General features: G+C 39.8%; 21 protein-coding genes. All 21 read right to left on the reverse strand.

From position 1 onward, the window contains the following. Nucleotides 1–29 precede the first annotated feature (29 nt). The 21 genes from spoVK to ymfI all read right to left on the reverse strand — a co-directional run bounded on the left by spoVK (nucleotide 30) and on the right by ymfI (nucleotide 22454). Nucleotides 30–959 (reverse strand): stage V sporulation protein K, encoded by a 930-nt coding sequence (spoVK, locus tag ASC42_RS08185; protein WP_055441346.1) that lies wholly within the window; start codon nucleotides 957–959, stop codon nucleotides 30–32. A 116-nt stretch (nucleotides 960–1075) separates the two neighbouring features. Then, nucleotides 1076–1300 (reverse strand): RNA chaperone Hfq, encoded by a 225-nt coding sequence (gene hfq / locus ASC42_RS08190; protein ID WP_012575112.1) that lies wholly within the window; start codon nucleotides 1298–1300, stop codon nucleotides 1076–1078. A 35-nt stretch (nucleotides 1301–1335) separates the two neighbouring features. Next, on the reverse strand, nucleotides 1336–2271 hold the full coding sequence (gene miaA / locus ASC42_RS08195; RefSeq protein ID WP_055441347.1) for a tRNA (adenosine(37)-N6)-dimethylallyltransferase MiaA: 936 nt from the start codon (nucleotides 2269–2271) through the stop codon (nucleotides 1336–1338). Nucleotides 2272–2387: 116 nt separating this feature from the next. Further along, a complete protein-coding gene (mutL, locus tag ASC42_RS08200) occupies nucleotides 2388–4214 on the reverse strand; it encodes a DNA mismatch repair endonuclease MutL (RefSeq protein WP_055441348.1) in 1827 nt (608 codons plus the stop codon). Between the two features lie 13 nt (nucleotides 4215–4227). Continuing rightward, nucleotides 4228–6792 (reverse strand): DNA mismatch repair protein MutS, encoded by a 2565-nt coding sequence (mutS, locus tag ASC42_RS08205; protein WP_055441349.1) that lies wholly within the window; start codon nucleotides 6790–6792, stop codon nucleotides 4228–4230. A 75-nt stretch (nucleotides 6793–6867) separates the two neighbouring features. Further along, complete coding sequence (locus ASC42_RS08210; protein ID WP_055441350.1) at nucleotides 6868–7404, reverse strand: outer spore coat protein CotE; 537 nt, start codon at nucleotides 7402–7404, stop codon at nucleotides 6868–6870. Nucleotides 7405–7562: 158 nt separating this feature from the next. Continuing rightward, complete coding sequence (locus tag ASC42_RS08215; protein ID WP_055441351.1) at nucleotides 7563–7994, reverse strand: YlbF/YmcA family competence regulator; 432 nt, start codon at nucleotides 7992–7994, stop codon at nucleotides 7563–7565. 1 nt (nucleotide 7995) lies between these two features. Then, the gene (gene miaB / locus ASC42_RS08220) at nucleotides 7996–9576 is read right to left on the reverse strand and encodes a tRNA (N6-isopentenyl adenosine(37)-C2)-methylthiotransferase MiaB (protein WP_055441352.1); all 1581 of its coding nucleotides are present in this window, start codon (nucleotides 9574–9576) and stop codon (nucleotides 7996–7998) included. 119 nt (nucleotides 9577–9695) lie between these two features. Continuing rightward, nucleotides 9696–10562 carry a 2-oxoacid:ferredoxin oxidoreductase subunit beta gene (locus ASC42_RS08225; protein WP_055441353.1) on the reverse strand — a complete coding sequence of 289 codons (867 nt, stop codon included), beginning with the start codon at nucleotides 10560–10562 and terminating at the stop codon, nucleotides 9696–9698. 2 nt (nucleotides 10563–10564) lie between these two features. Beyond that, nucleotides 10565–12301 (reverse strand): 2-oxoacid:acceptor oxidoreductase subunit alpha, encoded by a 1737-nt coding sequence (locus ASC42_RS08230; RefSeq protein ID WP_055441354.1) that lies wholly within the window; start codon nucleotides 12299–12301, stop codon nucleotides 10565–10567. A gap of 201 nt (nucleotides 12302–12502) precedes the next feature. Then, on the reverse strand, nucleotides 12503–13426 hold the full coding sequence (locus ASC42_RS08235; RefSeq protein ID WP_055441355.1) for a dipeptidase: 924 nt from the start codon (nucleotides 13424–13426) through the stop codon (nucleotides 12503–12505). A 105-nt stretch (nucleotides 13427–13531) separates the two neighbouring features. Continuing rightward, nucleotides 13532–13792 carry a stage V sporulation protein SpoVS gene (gene spoVS / locus ASC42_RS08240; protein ID WP_003181955.1) on the reverse strand — a complete coding sequence of 87 codons (261 nt, stop codon included), beginning with the start codon at nucleotides 13790–13792 and terminating at the stop codon, nucleotides 13532–13534. Nucleotides 13793–13918: 126 nt separating this feature from the next. Beyond that, entirely contained in the window at nucleotides 13919–14713 is a 795-nt protein-coding gene (locus ASC42_RS08245) for a TIGR00282 family metallophosphoesterase (protein ID WP_055441356.1), read from the reverse strand. A 99-nt stretch (nucleotides 14714–14812) separates the two neighbouring features. After that, nucleotides 14813–16369, reverse strand: a complete 1557-nt coding sequence (gene rny, locus ASC42_RS08250; protein WP_055441357.1) for a ribonuclease Y — start codon at nucleotides 16367–16369, stop codon at nucleotides 14813–14815. Nucleotides 16370–16577: 208 nt separating this feature from the next. After that, nucleotides 16578–17615 (reverse strand): recombinase RecA, encoded by a 1038-nt coding sequence (recA, locus tag ASC42_RS08255; RefSeq protein WP_055441358.1) that lies wholly within the window; start codon nucleotides 17613–17615, stop codon nucleotides 16578–16580. A 106-nt stretch (nucleotides 17616–17721) separates the two neighbouring features. Continuing rightward, nucleotides 17722–18954: a competence/damage-inducible protein A gene (locus ASC42_RS08260; protein WP_055441359.1), complete on the reverse strand. Its 1233-nt coding sequence runs from the start codon at nucleotides 18952–18954 to the stop codon at nucleotides 17722–17724. 22 nt (nucleotides 18955–18976) lie between these two features. Beyond that, the gene (gene pgsA, locus ASC42_RS08265; protein ID WP_055441360.1) at nucleotides 18977–19555 is read right to left on the reverse strand and encodes a CDP-diacylglycerol--glycerol-3-phosphate 3-phosphatidyltransferase; all 579 of its coding nucleotides are present in this window, start codon (nucleotides 19553–19555) and stop codon (nucleotides 18977–18979) included. 29 nt (nucleotides 19556–19584) lie between these two features. Then, nucleotides 19585–20445, reverse strand: a complete 861-nt coding sequence (locus ASC42_RS08270; RefSeq protein ID WP_055441361.1) for a helix-turn-helix domain-containing protein — start codon at nucleotides 20443–20445, stop codon at nucleotides 19585–19587. Between the two features lie 9 nt (nucleotides 20446–20454). Further along, a complete protein-coding gene (locus ASC42_RS08275) occupies nucleotides 20455–21246 on the reverse strand; it encodes a DUF3388 domain-containing protein (protein WP_032099568.1) in 792 nt (263 codons plus the stop codon). A 180-nt stretch (nucleotides 21247–21426) separates the two neighbouring features. Further along, nucleotides 21427–21675, reverse strand: coding sequence for a DUF3243 domain-containing protein (locus ASC42_RS08280; protein WP_032099569.1), 249 nt, complete (start codon nucleotides 21673–21675; stop codon nucleotides 21427–21429). Between the two features lie 65 nt (nucleotides 21676–21740). After that, complete coding sequence (gene ymfI, locus ASC42_RS08285; protein ID WP_032099570.1) at nucleotides 21741–22454, reverse strand: elongation factor P 5-aminopentanone reductase; 714 nt, start codon at nucleotides 22452–22454, stop codon at nucleotides 21741–21743. Nucleotides 22455–22456: the final 2 nt, after the last annotated feature.

The raw sequence follows: 22456 nt of genomic DNA on the forward strand, positions 1-22456 counted from the left end.
AAAAAATAAGGAAGGTTCCCCTCCCCTATTCATTCAACAACTAGATCCCGTTCTCGTATAATCATCAATTCTTTTTTATCATAACGCCCTTCATGCAACAGGCGCACTGCTTGTTTCCGAATTGCTTTTTCAATCAAATTTCGAATGTAACGACCGTTACTAAACTTTCTTTGATACCCCCCAGTTAACAGCTGTTCAATATGTTCACGTAGCTTTCGTTCTGCTTCGGAAGTAAGCTCATATTCTCTCATGTGAAGCATTTGTTTTGCGATTTGTACAAGTTCCTCTGCTGTGTAATCAGGAAATTCGAGCATTAACGGAAAACGTGACGGCAATCCTGGGTTTAACGATAAAAAATAATCCATCTCAGCCGGATATCCGGCTAAAATTACGACTAAATCGTCAGAAAAATCTTCAATTCCTTTTACTAATGTATCGATGGCTTCTTTTCCAAAATCTTTTTCTCCTCCGCGTGCAAGTGAGTAAGCTTCATCAATAAACAAAATGCCTCCGCGTGCTTTTTTAATTAAATCGCGCGTTTTATTCGCTGTATGACCGATGTATTCACCGACTAAATCAGCACGTTCTGCTTCAATAAAGTGTCCTTTGGATAAAACGTTCATTTCTAAAAACAACTTCCCAAGAATGCGAGCAACTGTCGTTTTCCCTGTACCTGGGTTCCCTTTAAAAATCATATGAAGCGATTGTTTATTTCCTTTCAATCCGTTCACTTGACGCGCTTTATTAATATATAGCCAAGCATAAATTTCCTTAATTAATTTTTTCACTTCACTCAGTCCAACTAATTCATCTAGCTCTTTTTGGATTTCTTTCAGCACCGCATGTTGATGATAATCAATTCGATTAGGTGCTTCTTCTTTTGGCAAGTAATTGACATTTTTTGCGTTAAGCACAATATTAATTTGACTTTTCGTTTGCTTCATCGTCAACTCTGACAAGGCGCTGTCACCTCTCCTTCATCGTTGCTTCTTTTATCAATATACGCTGTTGTTGCCTATTTCGTGACAAATGCCTAATGAAAAAAATCGCCCACCGATATGGTGAGCGATTTGGGTTACTCGATCTCGATTTTCACATTTTTTTGTGGTGCAAATGTGGAAATCGCATGTTTATAAATTAGTTGTTGTCTTCCGTCCACTTCCAATAACACTGTAAAATTGTCAAATCCTTTCACTAATCCACGCAATTGAAATCCATTCAGTAAAAATACAGTAACCGTCGTTTCTTCCTTCCGCAATTGATTTAAAAACTGATCTTGAATGTTTATTGTGTTTTTCATTACGTCGTCCTCCTCTTTTTCTCTCTACATTACGTCTATATATTCGCTTGAAAGCGAAACTTTCCTTCTATGTAATGCAAAATTTCATTGACCCGCATCTCAAACATTGTGTCATCCGTCATGTCAAACCATCGAACAGGCATTTGGTTGCGGAACCATGTAAGTTGGCGCTTCGCGTAGCGACGGGAGTTTTGTTTCAACTGTTCGATCGCTTCTTCAAGCGTAATTTCTCCATCCAAGTGTGCATAGAGCTCTTTATAACCGATGGCTTGAATGGCTTGACAGTCGTGTAAACCTTGATCATACAATCGCTTCACTTCTTCAATCAATCCTTGAGCAATCATTTCATCTACTCGCCGATTAATACGTTCATATAGTTTTTCTCGTTCCATTGCCAACCCAATGAGTGCAACGTTGTAAACAAGTTGTCGTTTTTGTTCTTTTAGCCATTCTGTCATTGTTTTCCCTGTGCAATGGTAAATTTCTAACGCACGTATGACACGGCGAACATTATTCGGATGGATACGTTCTGCACTTAAAGGATCTATACGTTTCAGTTGTTCATACAGCTCATCAGGCGAATATCGCTCGAGCGACTGACGATACAAGCTGTTGGAAGGTGCATCTGAAAATTGATAATCATAAATAACAGATTGAATATATAGCCCTGTACCACCAACGATGATTGGAAGCTTTCCTCGTCTCGTAATGTCTGTAATAAGTGAGCGAGCAAGCGTCTGAAACTCTGCAACAGAAAAAGATTCATGCGGCTCTTTTATATTTAGTAAATGATGTGGAATACCTTCCATTTCTTCTTGACGAATTTTAGCCGTTCCGATATCTAGTCCTTTATATACTTGCATCGAGTCTCCATTAATAATTTCTCCGTTTAAACGCTTGGCTAACTCTATGCTCATTTTTGTTTTCCCTACAGCCGTTGGACCAATTAACACAACGACTTTTTCTTCCATAAAATACCACTACTTTCCACTCTAATTCACATTCATTTATTATAGACAAACCTTGTACATTTTATCATCTCATTTTGAAAAATTTCATTCGAAAGCGGACGAAAAATATCCGCTTTCTACATGACACGTTTAAACATTTTTTCTAGTTCATAAGTAGAAAAATGAATAATAATTGGACGACCGTGCGGGCATGTAAACGGATTGCTTGTTTTACGCAACGACTCGAGCAATGCAAATATTTCATCGTTGCGCAAAAATTGATTCGCTTTAATCGACTGTTTACAACTCATCATAATCGCTGCTTTTTCCCGGAGTTGCTTGATGTCTACTTTTTTCATTATTAACACTTGCTTAATCATTTCCTCAATAATTACTGCTTCTTCCCCTTTTGGAAACCATTGAGGATGAGAGCGAACAATAAAACTGTTATGACCAAACGGCTCTAAAAACACACCGCACGCAGCTAATTGGTCGCGGTAACTTTCAATAAGTAAATACTCACTTGATGAATAAGTAAGCGTCAGTGGAATAAGTAAAGGCTGTAACTCATTTGTAACACTTGCTAATTTTTCACGGAAGTATTCGTATTTAATTCGTTCTTGTGCAGCATGTTGGTCAATAATATACAGCCCGTTTTCATTTTGAGCTAAAATATATGTCCCGTGCATTTGGCCAATCGGATATAATGGCGGAATGCGTTCTCGATCCATCTCTTCTATTACATGTTCACTTGGAACAACAGGTTCTACATCGAGTGTCTTAACATCTTGATCACGGGTACGCTCGTCACTTCTCTCTAAAACGATTCTCTTTTCTGTTTTCTTTTCCTGATCATGATGTACCTTCGTTACACGAGGTGACACCCCATTGGATTCTTTCACGATATGTTCAAACGAAAACGTTTGTTGTTCTGTTTTCGGTTTTTCCACTCGTGGTATGGTTATCTCGGGAATGAGCGTCTTTTTTTGAAATGCTTGGCGAATCGTTTGTTGAACGAGTTCGTTTAATTCTCCTTCTTTACTAAAACGCACTTCCAACTTGGCTGGATGAACGTTTACATCTACAAGAAGTGGATCCATAACAATATTTAAAAATGCAATCGGATGCCGTCCAATTGGAAGAAGCGTATGATATCCTTCTTCAATCGCTTTATATAACGAATAGTTTTTAATATATCGTCCATTGACGATGGTCGTCATATAGTTCCGGGACGCACGCGTCACCTCAGGTAAAGCAACATAACCGTTAATTGTAAAATCAAGAGTCTCCGCACGAATAGCAATCATTTTTTTTGCAATATCAATTCCGTAAATCGCAGCTAACACTTGCCGTACATCCCCATTTCCGTTCGTATAAAACAGTTGTTTTCCGTTATGTGTTAACCGAAATGAAATATGCGGATGTGCAAGCGCTAGACGATTGATCACATCAACAATGTGACCAAGCTCCGTATGAATGGTCTTCATATATTTTAGACGAGCTGGTGTATTGAAAAATAGATGGGAAACAGTAATATCTGTTCCTTTTCGACTGCTCGTCCGACTATGTTGCACAAGTTCCCCGCCTTTTAAAACGAGCCACGTTCCTGATCTTTCACCAGTACTCGTCTTCAATTCTAAATGGGAAACGGAAGCAATACTAGGCAACGCTTCTCCTCGAAAGCCGAGTGTACGAATGCGAAACAAATCTGTTTCTTCTTTAATTTTACTTGTTGCGTGTCGTTCGAAAGCTAAAAAACAATCTTCCTCTTCTAACCCATCTCCGTTGTCAACCACGCGAATTTTTGCCAATCCCGCTTCTTCTAACTCGACTTCAATGATCGTGCTATGAGCATCAATCGCATTTTCAACAAGTTCCTTCACAACAGAAGCCGGGCGTTCCACAACTTCCCCTGCTGCAATTTTATTCGCTAACGCGTCATCAAGTTTGCGAATTTTCCCCACGTTTTTCCTCCTTTCACTTTAGTAGCTTTTGAATGTCATATAGTTTATTCATCGCTTCAAGCGGTGTCATATCAAGTAAATCGAGCGCCTGAATACGCTTAATCACTTCTTTCTCTTTTTTTGATATATCCGAACGCACTTTGTCATGTCGTTCTTCAAACATGCTTAATTGCTCAAACTTCTCTTTCTTGTCTTTTATGATCGGTGTCGAATTTGATTCAAATTCAAATAAAATTTGTTCAGCCCGTTGAATCAAATCTAACGGCAACTTAGCTAAGTGAGCTACATGAATGCCGTAGCTTTTATCCGCTGGACCTTCTTTAATTTTATGCAAAAAGATGACTTTACCATTTTCTTCTACCGCACTCACATGAACATTTTTTAGGCGTGGCAATCGTTGTTCGAGTGCCGTTAATTCGTGATAGTGAGTACTAAATAGTGTTTTGGCGCCAATGCGATCATGAATATACTCGATCATGGCTTGAGCAAGCGCCATACCGTCATATGTGGATGTTCCACGACCAATCTCATCAAATAAAATAAGACTATTTTGCGTCGCGTGAACGATCGCATGACGTGCTTCTAACATCTCAACCATAAATGTACTTTGACCTGCAACTAAATCGTCAGCCGCTCCAATACGCGTAAATACTTGATCAAAGATCGGTAATATCGCTTCTTCCGCTGGAACAAAACAACCAATTTGTGCCATAATAGCTGTTAATGCAATTTGACGCATGTATGTGCTTTTTCCAGACATATTCGGTCCTGTAATAAGCAGCATTTCTCGTTCAGCATCCATATAACAATCGTTTGGAACATAAATATTTGATCCTAATACTTTTTCAACAACAGGATGTCGCCCCTGTCGAACTACAAGACGACGATCGTGGGAAAACTGCGGTTTACAGTAATTATATTTTTCACTGACAGTAGCAAAACATTGTAAAACATCTAATTGGCTCATGTTTTTTGCTAATTTTTGTAAACGTGCAATATATTGTTTTACTTGTTCACGTATAGAAACAAATAATTCATATTCTAATTCTATGCTTTTTTCTTCTGCTTCTAAAATAAGTGCTTCTTTTTCTTTCAACTCTTTCGTCACAAAACGCTCGGCATTAGCTAGCGTTTGTTTACGTTCATATCGTCCTTCCGGTAATAAGTGCAAATTTGCTTTTGTTACTTCGATATAATATCCAAACACTCGATTATAACCAATCTTTAACGATTTAATTCCCGTTAATTCCCGTTCTTTCGCTTCTAACTGCGCAATCCACGTTTTCCCATTTCGACTAGCATCTCGAAATCGATCCAACGTTTCGTTATAACCATCTTTAATGATTCCACCCTCCTTCACAGAAAGAGGGGGATTTTCTTCAATTGCTTCTTCTAACAATTGAACAAGTTCTTCGCATGCATCTAACTGTTGTGCAAATGATTGAATGTGCTTATCATGAATTTGCATAAGAAGTGAGGAAATGAAAGGTACTTGTTTTAACGACTTTTTCAATTGAACTAAATCACGCGCGTTCACATTTCCAAACGCCACACGTCCAGCTAACCGCTCTAAATCATATACACTGCGAAGATATTCACGTAATTCTTGTCGCTCAAAATAATGTATCAAAAATTGCTCAACAAAATGCAATCGCTGTTCAATTTTTTCACGATCTAATAACGGACGATCAATCCATTGCTTAAGTAGACGCCCGCCCATTGCGGTCATCGTCTCATCAAGAAGCCAAAAAAGGGAACCTGCTTTTCCTTTTGTCCGCATCGTTTCCGTTAACTCTAAATTCCGTTTGGAATACATATCGATTTTCATATGCGAATTAACTTCATACAGCTCGACCGGCTGCAGATGCGTCAAATTTCGTTTCTGTGTTTTTACTAAGTAATTCAATAATCTTCCAAACGTCACGAGTAACTTTTCTTGTTTCAAATGTGAAACAACAGATTCACAAGACGGTGGAATCATTGTTTCATCCTCACATGAAACCGTGAGAGCATATCGTTCTTGTAGGGATTGACATTGTTCTTTAGACGTCGTCGCAACAACAATTTCTTTTGTGCCAATGGAATAAATTTCATTGAACACATCTTCAAACGAATGAAGAAGCGTGATGCGACTTTCCCCGGTTGTCAAATCTGTATACGCGAGTCCGTACGTACCATCTTCAAATGACGTCAATGAGGTTAAATAGTTGTTTGCTTTCTCTTCAAGCTGCTTCCCTTCCATAACCGTTCCTGGTGTAATGAGTTGAACAACTTCTCGGCGCACTACCCCTTTCGCCGTTTTTGGATCTTCAACTTGCTCACAAATCGCAACTTTATAACCTTTCTCAATCAAACGTTCAATGTACATAGCAGCCGAATGATAAGGCACCCCGCACATCGGTACACGTTCTTCTCCCCCGCCATCTCGGCTTGTAAGCGTAATTTCTAATTCTTGTGATGCTTTAATTGCATCTTCAAAAAACATTTCATAAAAATCACCGAGGCGAAAAAATAAAAAAGCATCTTTATATTGTGACTTAATTGCTAAATATTGTTGAATCATCGGTGTGTAAGTCATGCTCTTTCCTCCAACGTTCCGAGATATTGACTTCAATTATTATAACAAAAATAAAAACTAGGAAGAATAAACTTCCTAGTTTTTATTGCTCCCTTCTTGAAGAAGCTCTTCATCTAACTGTTCTAATTCCGCTTCAATATCTTCCTCTATTTCGTCTGATGATGTATCAACGACTGCAATACGTACTTTTGTTTCTCCGATGACTTCTGCAACAAACTCTCGCTCTACTTCGACAGTTACTTTATTTCCGTTTGGGGCAATCGTACATTCTAAACAATTTGGTTGTTGAACAACGCGTGCAATCACTTCTTGTTCTTCACTAATAAGCTCTTCGTTACGATACTTTAACGGAATCATATCGGTGTACGATACCGTCTCTGTAAGCACTTCCGTTTTTGTATTATCGTTGTACGAATACCAAACGTTCACATCATACTTGCCATGAATTTCAACATTGCGATCTACCTTTTTTGCTTCGTACCGATGATTAATAATCCAACAACCGAGCACGCTTGTTGGACGATGTTGAGCGGAAACCGTATGCGTCGATTGCGTAAACTTTCGGCCTTTTCCCACAACCGCTTTTGTAATAATTTCTCTGTATTGGGACATGAAACAAACCCTCCTCAAAAATGCATTGTTCATTTTATCCTATGCACGAAAAAACTAAAAGTGTACATAAAAAAACAATCATTCCGTATAGTTCATTGTATGCAGCTTCTTCGAAATATGTACAAAAACATAAAAAAGAGCCCATAAAAATGGACTCTTTAATGGCAATGGCCACAATGGCTATGTTTCACTTGAGCTCCTGTTTCCCCTCGCAGCACATCTCCGCCCGTTGATGTAATAATTTCATCTGTTACCGTCTTTGAAATAGTGGAAGCAACAAGTTGCAATAAGTCGTTAATTTCTACTTGCGATTGTTTAAATTGTTCTACAATTGGAATGTCTGATAGCTGTTCGTAAATGTCGTCAATTTCTGCTTCCACTTTTTTCAGCGCTTCGATTTTTCCATAATGCTGTAAGTTGACAGCTTGTTTTTGTAACGATTTCATTTTAGCAATCATCGTGCGCACTTTTTCATTTTCGTGAATTTTTGCTTCTGCTTGTTTAAAAATCTCTACCTCTTCTGTTTCAGCGATCATTTTAGCTAATTCTTTTGCTTTTTGTACGATGTCATCTTTCGTATATTTCGCCACGCTATTTCACCTCGATCATTTCTTCTATCATTTCTCCGTTCAACGTCCACGTTTTTGCCTCTGTAATTCGCACTTTTACAAGTTGACCGATTGCTGACTTAGGGCCAACGAAGTTAACAAGCTTGTTTTTACGTGTGTATCCAGCGAGAACGTCCGGATTGTTTTTACTTTCCCCTTCGACTAATACTTCGACAACTTGTCCCTCGTACTCCTTCATTTTTCTCGCAGAAATTTCGTTTACTAATGCATTTAATCGTTGTAAACGTTCTTTTTTCACTTCCATCGGTACGTTGTCGACCATTTTTGCTGCTGGCGTTCCTTCACGTGGCGAGTAAATGAACGTAAATGCAGAATCGAACTCTACCTCACGATATAGCGACAACGTTTCTTCAAACTGCTCATCTGTTTCATTTGGAAAACCGACAATAATGTCTGTTGTGAGCGCTACACCAGGAATCGCTTCTTTAATTTTGCGAACAAGCTCTAAATATTGTTCACGTGTATATTTACGTGCCATCATTTTTAACACTTCACTACTTCCCGATTGAACCGGCAAGTGAATGTGTTCCACTAAATTTCCACCTTTCGCTAACACTTCGATTAAGCGGTCATCAAAATCACGTGGATGGCTTGTTGTGAAGCGAATACGTGGAATATCAATTTTACGCAACTCATCCATTAAATCACCAAGACCATATTTCATATCGGTAAAGTCTTTTCCATACGCATTCACGTTTTGTCCTAAAAGAGTAATTTCTTTATATCCTTGTGCGGCTAAGTGACGTACTTCTTGAATAATATCTTCTGGACGGCGGCTACGCTCTTTACCACGTGTATATGGGACAATACAGTACGTACAAAACTTATCGCAACCATACATAATATTAACCCACGCTTTAATATTTCCTTTTCGCACTTTTGGTAAGTTTTCGATGACATCGCCTTCTTTTGACCATACTTCAACAACCATTTCTTTTGACATGTACGCTTCTTTCAAAATATACGGAAGACGATGAATATTGTGCGTACCGAAAATCATATCAACGTATTGGAATTGTTTTAAAATTTTATTGACGACCGATTCTTCTTGTGACATACAGCCACATACACCAAGCAATAAATCAGGGTTGTTTTGCTTCAATGGCTTTAAGTGACCAATTTCTCCGAATACTTTATTCTCCGCATTTTCACGAATCGCACACGTATTTAACAAAATGACGTTTGCATCTTCTGGACGATCCGTCGGTTCATAACCAAGCGCCATAAAAATTCCAGCCATCACTTCTGTATCGTGCTCATTCATTTGACAGCCGTACGTGCGGATGTAAAATTTTCGACCGTTCCCCATGCCACGAAATTCTTCTGGAATCGAAAAATCTTTATGGTATTTCACTTCCTCTTTTCCTCGTTTTTTCGCCTCTTTCAAAGATGGGGGAACAAATACAGTTGAAAAATATTTTTCATAGTCTTGACTCGTTTTTTGCTTTAAACGTTGCAAATTTTCATCCAAAGCGGATTTTTTGTCCGTTGGATGATCGGGTTCAATTTGTGCTGTGTACTGTAAACGTTGTTTTTCATTCATTGTTATTTCTCCTTTCTTTTATTCGTACGTGCACACTAACATAGTATATTATTTTCCGGACTTTTAAACAATGTTTTTCCATAAAAAAGAGGATGGCTTTCACCACCCTCTTTCCTTTCTTACATAAATTCTGCCACAAGTTGTTCAAATTTTTCTTTACTAATTGTTAAATCCGCTTCTGTCAGTGGTTTTTCGCTATAACCTGGTACAAGATCTTGATATGATTTACGCTCTTTATTTTGATAAATAAGCCCTGTAACGAGTCCTTTATGTTTCATTAACGTTTGCATCGCCATTTCACGATTTGAAGGATCGTATCCTTCAATAGAGCTTAAACTCGTTAAATTGTCTTTAAACCAATCGTATGTGTTCACTTTATTGTATGTGACGCAAGGGCTAAATACGTTAATGAGCGAAAATCCTTTATGCTTCATTCCTTCTTCAATTAATTGCGTCAATTCTTTTAAGTCGCTAGAAAAGCTTTGAGCGACGAACGTTGCTCCTGCAGTTAACGCCATTTCCATAATCGACAATGCTGGTTCAACTGACCCTTGTGGCGTACTTTTCGTTTTAAAACCCACTTCACTACGCGGTGATGTTTGACCTTTTGTTAAACCGTAAATTTGGTTGTCCATGACGATGTACGTAATATCGATATTACGACGAATCGCATGAATCGTATGTCCCATTCCGATCGCAAATCCATCACCGTCACCACCAGCAGCAATGACAGTCAAGTCACGATTGGCCATTTTCACCCCTTGGGCAATTGGAAGTGCCCGACCGTGAACACCGTGGAAACCATATGAATTAATGTAACCAGAAATACGCCCGGAACAACCAATTCCAGATACAACAACAAGTTCATGTGGTTCAAGTCCAACGTTGGCAGCTGCGCGTTGAATGGCTGCTTGCACGGAAAAGTCACCACAACCTGGACACCAGTTCGGTTTAATGTTATTTCGAAAATCTTTAAATGTCGCCATGTTTAAAACAACTCCTTGCATTTTGTATAAACTTCGTGCGGTAAGAACGGGTTGCCATCATATTTCAACACGTTAAATACTTTCTCAGCATGTCCAACGTTCATTTTCAAAATGTTGGCAAGTTGTCCTGTTGCGTTATTTTCAACAACAACAACTTTTTTCGCTGATTGCACAAGCGGCAACATTTCTTCAGTTGGGAACGGATGAATGAGACGAACGTGTGCATGGTTTACTTTGATGCCATCGCGCTCCAAACGTTCCATCGCCTCTTCAATTGCCCCACGCGTTGAGTTAAACCCAACGATTAATAAATCCGCTTCCTCATGCTTCACATGTTTATGAACTGGTGTCGGGAATTGAATATGTTTTAGTTTGCGTAAACGCTTATCCATTTGCGCAATACGATTCGCTGCTACTTCAGAAGGACGACCTGTTTCATCGTGCTCAACGCCTGTGACATGATGAATACCATTTTTCATTCCAGGCAATACACGCGGTGACACGCCGTCTTCTGTCACTTCATATCGTTTAAAACAACCTTTGTCTGGAATTTCAGGAAGCTCCCCTGTTACGAGCTTGCCACGACGAATTTCAAGTTTATCATATTCTAGCGGCTCAACGGTTTGCTTACCTAACGAAAGTTGCAAGTCTGTTAAAACAATGACTGGACATTGATACTCTTCTGCAATATTAAACGCTTCAACCATATCGTAAAAAGCTTCTTGCACAGTACTTGGCGCCATGACAACTTTCGGAATCTCTCCGTGCGTACCGTAAATCATTGCCATTAAATCTGACTGCTCTTGTTTTGTCGGAAGACCTGTGCTTGGACCACCGCGTTGCGTATCAACAATGACAATTGGTGTTTCTGTAATTCCAGCTAATCCGATCGCTTCCATCATAAGCGAAAGACCAGGACCAGCTGAAGCTGTCAACGTACGTACACCCGCATAGTTTGCGCCAATAGCCATCGTACAAGCTGCGATTTCATCTTCTGTTTGAATGACAGTGCCACCGAACTGTGGAAGTTTTTTAATTAAGTATTCCATAATTTCAGATGCTGGCGTAATTGGGTAAGCCGCCATGAAACGAGCGCCACCAGCAAGTGCACCAAGCGCAATCGCGTCGTTTCCAATCATAAACATTCTCTTTTTGCCATCTGCCTTATCAAGTTGCATTAATTGAATGTTGTCACCAAGTTGTTCACGCATAAACTGAGCGCCCGCTCTGATCGCTTCCATGTTTTTAGCAACGACTTGTTCGCCTTTGCGACCGAAAATCTCCTGAACGACCCCTTCATATACGCTAATATCGAGACCGAGCACTGCGCTGGAAGCTCCGACTGCAACCATGTTTTTCATTAAAGCTGTTCCTAATTCTGTTGCGATATCTGTAAATGGAACCGCATACAACGTAGCTCTTGACTCATCTGGAATCGTCGGATTAAACTTGGCGTCTGCGATGACGATCCCGCCTTGACGCAACTCGTGAAAGTTAAAATCAATTGTCTCTTGGTCAAAAGCTACTAATATATCAAGATCATCGGCAATCGAACGAACTTGTGTTGTGCTGACACGAATTTTATTGTTCGTGTGACCACCTTTAATTCGAGATGAAAAGTGGCGATAACCGTATAAATAGTAGCCTAGTCGGTTGAGCGCAATGGAGAATATCTCTCCCGTACTTTCAATACCTTCCCCTTGTTGTCCTCCAACTTTCCATGAAAGTTGACTAATCATGTCTTACACCCCTTTAAAGTTCCATCAATTGTGACGTAACATTGTACGATTATAAGTGTAGCACTTTTCCAAAAAAAGCTCTACCATTTCGCTTAATAAATTTTTTGAAAAATTTCATATACTAAACGCTTTCATTCTAGCCCTATTGCAAAAAAATTGCAACATATTTGTTACAAAAATGTGAATTTTTCTTCCGATTTTTTATTGAGGAATTCGCTCATAAAAATTGCAAAACAAAAATTTTCTCACTTGCTCTTCTTTAAAATGTTTTAGCAACTCGTCAATGAAATGAGTGTAATGGGAAACATTCGCCAATTGATCGACTGTTTCAAAAATGCCATCAAAATCAGATCCGAAGCCAATATGATTTTCCCCACCTAACGAACAAATATGGTCGATATGACGCAATACATCTGTTACCGTCGTCGTTTGCGTGTCATGACGTAAAAATTGTGGAACAAACGTCACACCAATGACCCCATTTTTCTTAATCAGCGCTTCAATTTGATCATCACGCAAATTGCGCGGATGCGGGCAAAGCGTGTACGCATTTGAATGTGAAGCAATCGGATAATGAGCCAATTCAATGACATCCCAAAACGCTCGTTCACTTAAATGTGACACATCTGTCCAGCATTGTTGTTCGTTCAATAAATGAACAACTTCTTTCCCGAATTTCGTTAAACCTCCCCCCCGTTGCTCGAGTGCCCCATCCGCTACCATATTTGCATCATTCCACGTTAAACCGACAGAACGAACACCAAGTCGAAGAAGTGTACGCAGTTGCGTTAAACTTTCACCAATGGCTTCACATCCTTCTAATGTGAGCATGGCGCCAATTTCATTTGGTTGTAATTGATCAATTTCTTTTTTTGAACGAACAACTTTCATATTTGGCTGTGACACAACCTTCTCATAAAAATAATCAATCATCTCTAAAGCTACGAAAAAACGTGACTCAGGCCTTACATGTTTTGGGATATAAATAGCAAATCCTTGTACAGTTATACCTGCCTGCTTTAATCCATCGTACGTTACATGTAACGACGGACTGCGTTCAAACGATACATCTTGGTCACAAAATAATTGATATAAAACGTCACAATGAGCGTCAAATATACGCACAACGATCCCTCCGTAAAAAAATAGGGCTTCACTTTTTTATAGCTAATAAATGATCAAATTACAAAAATAACCTGTTTGCTTAACAAGCAAACAGGTTTATGCGTATTAACGCGGCTCAACAATGAGTTTAATTGCTGTCCGCTCTTCTCCATCAATTTGAATGTCCGTAAATGCAGGAATACAAATGAGATCAACTCCGCTCGGTGCTACGAATCCTCGCGCGATTGCTACTGCCTTAACGGCTTGATTTAATGCACCTGCGCCAATTGCTTGAATTTCGGCTGCACCGCGCTCCCTCAACACGCCTGCAAGTGCACCAGCTACGGAATTAGGATTAGACTTTGCTGAAACTTTTAATATTTCCATTTCTAGCTCCTCCTCGTTTCTAACAATTGCTTGTAAAAAAGTTGTACTGTTCATTATATATTCATCCCTGTTTGCCTGTATTCCTGCTACCATATGAAATTTTTCTGAAAAATCTTAAAAGAGGAACTAGTCGAAATATGGGTGATCGTCATTAATCATAATCCGTTGAATCGATTTCGTTTTTCCGCTTTTTTCATCTACCTCAATGAGCACAGCATTCAACTGCGCGCGTCCTGTGGTGACTTCAAAACGAACAGGTAAGCCCGTTAAAAATTTGCGCAATACTGCTTCACGATCCACTCCCAAAACCCCGTCATAAGGTCCCGTCATACCGACATCGGTAATATAACCCGTTCCGTTTAGCAAAATGCGTGAGTCAGCCGTTTGAACGTGTGTATGCGTGCCAACAACAGCACTTACTCGACCGTCTAAATACCATCCCATCGCTTGTTTCTCGCTCGTTGCTTCCGCATGAAAATCAACGAGAATCACAGGAGTCCGCGCAAGCGCCATTTCTACTAATTCATCTGCTTTTTTAAATGGGCAATCAATTGCTGGCAAAAACGTTCTTCCTTGCAAATTGATTACCGCGACTTCATATCCCTCTACTTGAATAAACACAATCCCTTTTCCAGGTGTACCTGCTGGAAAATTTGCCGGACGGACAAGTACTTTCGCTTGATCAATAAATTCGAAAATTTCACGATTATCCCACGAATGATTTCCAAGCGTCACCACATGTACTCCCATCTCTAAAAAACGGCGATATATTTTTTCGGTCATCCCTTTCCCACCAGCAGCATTTTCGCCGTTAACAACAATCACATGTGGCTTATATTTTGCCTTTAGTTTCGGGACGTATTCATCAACCATTTTTCTCCCCGGCTGTCCAACAACATCACCGATAAATAATATTTTCATCGTATTACCCTTTCTATACTCATGATTTCTATTTTTCAGTTTCGCACAAAATAAAACGTTTATCAATACGAAAAAGCTACCCCATATGAGGAGTAGCTTTTATTTTGCATATTCCACAGCCCGCGTTTCACGAATGACAGTAACTTTAATATGACCTGGGTAATCAAGCTCTTCTTCAATGCGCTTTCGAATATCACGTGCTAAACGATGCGCTTCCAAGTCATCAATCAGGTCTGGCTTGACCATAATACGAATTTCGCGCCCTGCTTGAATAGCATATGATTTTTCAACCCCTTCATATGACTCAGCAATCTCTTCAAGCTTTTCAAGGCGACGAATATAGTTTTCTAATGTTTCGCTACGAGCACCTGGTCGAGCGGCTGATAACGCGTCTGCAGCAGCGACAAGAACAGCAATAATAGACGTTGGCTCCGTATCACCATGATGGGAAGCGATACTGTTAATGACAACCGGATGCTCTTTATATTTAGTTGCTAACTCTACACCAATTTCAACATGGCTTCCTTCTACTTCGTGGTCAACAGCTTTTCCGATGTCATGAAGAAGACCTGCTCGTCTTGCAAGCATCTCATCTTCTCCTAACTCAGCTGCCATTAAGCCAGCTAAGTATGCGACTTCCATCGAATGTTTAAGGACATTTTGTCCATAGCTTGTACGGAACTTCAATCGCCCTAAAATTTTAATTAAATCTGGATGCAATCCGTGAACACCAACTTCGAACGTTGTTTGCTCTCCAACTTCACGAATATGCTCATCCACTTCTCTTCTCGCTTTTTCGACCATTTCTTCAATTCGCGCCGGATGAATACGCCCGTCTTGAACAAGCTTATCTAAAGCAAGTCTAGCCGTTTCGCGACGAATTGGGTCAAATCCGGATAAAATTACCGCTTCTGGTGTATCATCGATAATTAAATCGATTCCCGTTAGCGTTTCTAGCGTCCGAATGTTACGCCCTTCGCGACCAATGATACGACCTTTCATTTCGTCATTTGGCAAGTTCACAACAGATACAGTCGTTTCTGCTACATGATCAGCAGCACAGCGTTGAATAGCAAGCGATAAAATTTCTTTTGCTTTTTTATCAGCTTCTTCTTTCACTTTCGTCTCTGCTTCTTTGACCATAAGCGCGATTTCATGAGAAAGTTCTTTCTCTACACGCTCTAAAATGATTTGCCGTGCTTCCTCACGCGTCAAGTTAGAAATACGCTCAAGTTCTGCTTGTTCTTTTCGAACGAGTTCTTCCACTTTGCTTTCCATCTCTTCAATATGCTGTTGTCTTTCATTGAGAGAATTCTCTTTTTTCTCAAGCAACGCCTCTCGTTTATTTAAAGATTCGTCCTTTCGATCGAGATTCTCTTCCTTTTGTAACAAACGATTTTCCTGTTTTTGTAATTCACTTCTTCGTTCGCGAATTTCTCGTTCTGCTTCCACACGAAGTTTGTGAATTTCATCCTTTGCTTCAAGGAGAGCCTCTTTTTTCAATGCGTCTGCTTCTCGTTTCGCTTCTTCGATCATTTGCTTGGCAGCTGCTTGTGCACCACCAATTTTTGCCTCGGCAATGGATTTACGAACAAAAAAGCCAACAACTGCACCGACGACTAGGGCAAGCAAAGCGGAGATGATCGTTTCACCCATTGTCCTCACCTCCTCTTGCTATAAATTCGTTACTTCATCAATGTCGGCATGTACATTGCAACCATTCAACATACACTTCAAAATTGTCAAATATACATGTACATTTTAAAGGTGACCTTTCATATTGTCAAGGCTTGTCATTGTGGGAAAGCGTTTCATATGGTTCAAATTACAAAATAAAACAAAAAGAGACACAACGTGCCTCTTTTTACTCTAAAAAGTCCAAGTCATCTTCACGCACAGGTGTTGCTGATACACCTGTTGTAATGCCATAATGTTGACGAATTTCACGAGCAATTTCTTCCATGATATGTGGGTTTTCTTTTAAAAATTGTTTGGCATTTTCGCGCCCTTGTCCTAATCGTTCATCTTTGTATGAATACCAAGCACCGCTTTTTTGAATAATGTCGAGCTCAGCACCCATATCAATGATTTCACCTTCCTTTGAAATTCCTTCCCCATACATAATATCTACGTCTGCTGTTTTAAATGGTGGCGCTACTTTGTTTTTCACGACTTTAATTTTCGTTTTATTTCCAACCATGTCGTTACCTTGCTTGATTTGTTCAGCACGACGCACTTCTAAACGAACAGACGCATAAAACTTCAATGCACGACCGCCAGGAGTTGTCTCCGGGTTTCCAAACATAACCCCTACTTTCTCCCTTATTTGGTTAATAAAAATAGCAATTGTTTTAGATTTGTTAATCGCACCAGATAGTTTTCGTAGCGCTTGAGACATGAGTCGTGCCTGTAATCCAACGTGAGCATCGCCCATTTCCCCTTCAATTTCCGCTTTTGGAACAAGGGCAGCAACGGAGTCAATAACAATAATGTCAACTGCTCCACTGCGTACAAGCGCTTCCGCAATTTCTAATGCTTGCTCTCCTGTATCCGGTTGTGAAAGCAACAATTCATCAATATTCACACCTAACTTCTCAGCATAAACAGGATCTAGGGCATGTTCTGCATCAATAAACGCTGCTTGACCACCTTGCTTTTGTACTTCAGCAATGGCGTGAAGAGCAACTGTTGTTTTCCCCGAGGATTCCGGACCATAAATTTCAATAATACGTCCACGCGGATATCCTCCTACTCCGAGCGCAATATCAAGTGCAAGAGAGCCACTCGATACAGTCGAAATTTGTCGATCTGTTTGCTCCCCTAGCTTCATAATGGAACCTTTTCCAAACTGTTTCTCAATTTGCTTTAACGCTTGTTCTAAAGCTGCTTGACGATCGTTCAAAGAAACTCCTCCTTTTGCTTGTGAGAAATAAAGCAGTCACTGCTACTTATTACTATACATGTTTTATGTTTATTTGCCAAGAAAAAAACGAATAAATGTTCGTAAATCAATGTAGCAGTTGTAGTAAATAATAACAACCGTATTTCGCTGCCCGCATCCGAATGGCTTGACGATCACCAGATAATGTCAGTGGAAATGTTTTCGTCCTTTGCTCAGTCGCTATCCCAATCCAAACCGTTCCTACTCGTTTTCCTTCCAATTCACTTGGTCCTGCGACACCTGTGAAGCTAATTCCAATATCGCTTCGGCAAAGCTTTCGAACGTTTTCTGCCAACAATTGGGCGCACCGTTCACTTACTGCTCCCTCTGTTTGTAATATTTCTTTCGGCACATGAAGTACATTTTCCTTTATTTCATTCGTATAACATACAACTCCTCCCGCTATAACTGAAGAAGCTGTCGGAAGTGCAGTCATTCCCTCTAAAAACAATCCTCCCGTTAAACTCTCAGCAACAGCAAGCGTCTTATTCTTTGTTTTTAATGTAGCTAACAGTTTACTAAACAACGTTTCATCGTTGTAACCGTAAAAATAAGGACGCACGCGTGCTAAAATTTTTTGCTCTACCTCGTTAATCATTCGCTTCGCTTCTTCTTCGCGTTCATGCTTCGCTGTTAAGCGAAGAGTCACTTCACCATCAGACGCAAGTGGAGCGATCGTTGGATTTGTTTGCGCATCAATCAAATCTTCTATTTCTGCTTCTAGTTGTGATTCACCGATATGAAAAAAGCGCAAAACGAGCGATACGATTTTTTCGCGAACATGAAGTTTTTGCAATAAAAAAGGACGTCCATATTTTATGAACATCGGTTTCATTTCTTTCGGTGGCCCTGGGAGAAGCATATATGTGATATGGTCAACAGTAATTGCCATGCCAGGAGCCATCCCATGTTCATTTTTTAGCACACAACTTCCTTCCAACACAAGCGCCTGTTTTCGGTTGTTAGGAGACATCGGGCGATTTGTTTTCGAAAAATAATCACAAATGGAACGCCATGCTTCTTCATCTAAGACAAGTGATTTATTCAGCATCTTCGCAATCGTTTCTTTTGTTAAATCGTCCTTTGTTGGCCCAAGTCCTCCTGTAAAAATAATCAAATTCGAGCGTTGCTTAGCCATTTCAATCGCATGTATAAGTCTTTGAGGATTATCCCCAACAACCGTATGGTAATATACATCTATCCCTATTTCAGCTAATTGTTGCGATAAAAATTGGGCATTTGTATTCGTAATTTGACCAAGTAAAAGCTCCGAGCCGACCGCAATGATTTCCGCCTTCATCTTTCTCCCATCCCCTTTTTATTTACTTTGAATGACGAAATGCATGTTTATTTTTTGCGAAATAGTCCCATCCTGACCAAATCGTGAAAATGAGTGCGATCCATAAGGAAATATCCGCAAACGGAAACGACAACAAGGAGAAAGGAATATTATGCAAAAGAAGGGCAGCAATTGCTATAATTTGCGTCCACGTTTTAATTTTCCCAAGCATATTGGCTGCTACAACTTCACCTTCTCCAGCTAACACGAGTCGCAATCCCGTTACTGCAAATTCACGACTAATGATAACAATGACCATCCACGCTGGCGCCAACTCCAATTGAACGAGCGCAATGAGCGCAGCAGACACAAGTAATTTATCTGCAAGCGGATCAAGAAATTTTCCTAAATTTGTTACCAACCCATATTTTCGTGCATAATATCCATCAACCCAATCTGTTGTTGATGCAATAATAAAAATAAGCGCAGCAACAACGTGTGTCATTGGCAACTGTTCCGTCCCAATTTGAATCATCCCTAAATCAATTGGTGCCAACAAAAAAATAAGGAAAAAAGGAATGAGTAGCATTCGTGCAATCGTAATTTGATTCGGTATATTCACAGTACTAACCTCCAACACATCATACAACATTACTGTTTTTTATAAATAATCGTAATATCTTGGCGTACGTGATCACTTGGATTCACAGGGTATTGAAGTGTTTGTCCATTTATTTTCACTTCTGTATTTAATGTTTGTCCGATAACTAACAGCACCTCTGTTTCGTTCGTCAAATCGAACGTTTCAGCTTGATTTGCGTACATCATTTTGCGTGCAAATGCTTTTCCCTTCCCGTTTTTTACTTCAATCCAAGCATCGCCCTTTGTTACAATGTCAATAATCAACTGTTCCCCTATCACTTCAAGCGTCGATTTTCGACCATTCGTTTCCAATACTTCGACCATTGCTTTCGATGATTGTTCTTGTTGTTCTTTTTCCTTTTCTAGTTTTTGTTCATTTTGTTTTTCAGGTTGTTGCTCGGTCGCTTGCTCAGACTGCTCGAATTCTGTCTTTTCATCAATCACTTGCTCTTGGGGCTGTTCGTTCACCGTTCTATTTTGAAAGAAAAACCAAAGAACAACTGCTACGCCAACAGCTAGCATACCAATTAAAATTTTCGGAAGGACATCAAGTACTTTTTCACCTTGTTCTGATAGTTGTCGCGATTTAACACGAGACAACTCGCCTGGAAGTTCTTCTTGTTGAGCATTCGGAATTTCATTTGCATATTGTTCAAACAGCTCATCCGGATTAAGACCGACCGCCTCCGCATATTGACGAATAAATGCCCGGACATAAAACTTCCCTGGCATAATGACATAATTTCCTTGTTCAATTGCAATTAAATATCGCTTTTGAATTTTAGTGATTTCTTGTAAATAATCTAAACTCATATTGCGCTGTTCTCTCGCTTCTTTTAAAAGCTTCCCTAACTCTGTCAACGGAAACACCTTCCATCTTTAAAAATCGATATTTGAAAAACCGTCGTTACCAAAGAAAGAGGATTGGTCAACGAGATCATACGTAATTTCCTCATCTGCATCATGACGCAATTCGATAATATAATCAAAATCATCCAATTTATATTCCGTATGCCTTACAAAAATATCAGGATGTTCAATTACTTTTGTTGCTGGTAATCGCATCAACTCACGAATAAGCTGCCAATGCCGCTCGTTTGAACGACGTGTTGATACAATTCCATCAATAATAAAGACATTATTTTCGCTATACTCATCTTCAATAAGCTGACTGCGAATCGTTTGCTTAATTAACGTAGAAGAAACAAATAACCAACGTTTATTCGCGCATACGCTCGCAGCTACAATGGATTCCGTTTTTCCAACACGCGGCATACCGCGAATGCCAATTAACTTGTGGCCTTCTTGTTTAAATAGCTCCGCCATAAAATCGACGAGCAAACCTAATTCATCTCGAACAAAACGGAACGTTTTTTTATCATCAGCATCGCGCTGAATGTAGCGCCCATGCCGAACAGCAAGACGGTCTCGAAGCTTTGGTTCACGCAACTTTGTTACCGTGATATCTTCCATCGTTGCTAAAATCGATTGTAGTCGTTCAATTTGTTCATGACTTTTACATAGCAAAAGCATGCCTCTACGTGAATGATCCACTCCGTTAATCGTGACGATGTTAATGGACAACATGCCAAGAAGCGATGCAATATCCCCTAACAATCCCGGACGATTCATATGTATTTCATATTCTAAATACCATTCTTTTTTCTCCATATACCCCTTCTCCCCTTTACGTTACACGATACGATCATTGAAGCAACACTTTGTCGAAACACGCATGTATGTTTATTTTACCATCTGAATGCGAGAATGAAAAGGACAGACAACTGTTTTTTGTGAACAGATAAACATAGTAAAACAAGCTGGCGAATATCACCAGCTTGCTTATATCGCTTATTTATTTTGCACAAGCTTGATCATCATGTTCGCAATCGCATGTTGCTCTTGCTCATTCGCCACATGCCATAAATCAGCAAGTACACGCTCTTCCGGATTTTTCGGATCGACTTGTTTCGCTAAATAATCTCCAATCTGATAAGCGATATCTGAAATAACTTGTTGGCTCATTCCTTGAGCTTCTGCTTGATGAAGACGATCAGCTAAAAAGCTTTTCCATTGCTCAAAATTATCAAGAACAGACATATGCAAACCTCCTTGAAATTCGTTTCAAGAACAGTTTGCCTCATGAAATAAAAAATTATGCTTGCTTAACAATACCAACCACCATTGACGGATAAAATTTGACCCGTAATATACGATGCATAGTCAGAGATTAAAAATGACACCGCTTTTGCTACATCTTCTGGTTTTCCGATTCTCCCAATTGGAATTTCATTCGTTAACGCTTCTAACTCTTCTTCAGTAAACTCATGAAGCATCGGTGTATCAATGGCTCCTGGAGCAACAGCGTTTACTCGTATACCACTCGGCGCAACTTCTTTCGCTAACGCTTTAACAAACGTATTTTGTGCCCCCTTCACCATCGAATACAATACTTCGCATGACGCCCCTGTGAGTCCCCAGATCGATGAAATAACAACAATTTGCCCGTGACGTTGTTGAATCATAGAAGGCAACAATCGTTTTGTCAGTAAAAATGGACTTGTTACATGCAATTGCACCATTCGCTCTACTTGTTCGTCATCCATATCCGTCACCAAGCCATAAGCACTCATCCCACTGTTATGGACGATGACGTCAAGCGGATGGAAGACGGAAGATACTAACACATCTACCCCTGAAGGATGGGATAAATCTGATTGGATGGCATATGTTTTTGTTGATAATTCTTTCATTAAAGATTGGATGGATTGCTCATTTTTATAGTAATGCAAATACAAGCCATATCCATCTTTCGCAAGTTGTCGGGCAATGGCTTGCCCAATCCCTCCGCTTGCTCCTGTAATTAACGCATATTTCATCT

Origin of the sequence: Anoxybacillus suryakundensis (assembly GCF_001418025.1) — a bacterium.
GTDB classification, from domain to species: Bacteria; Bacillota; Bacilli; order Bacillales; family Anoxybacillaceae; genus Anoxybacillus; species Anoxybacillus tengchongensis.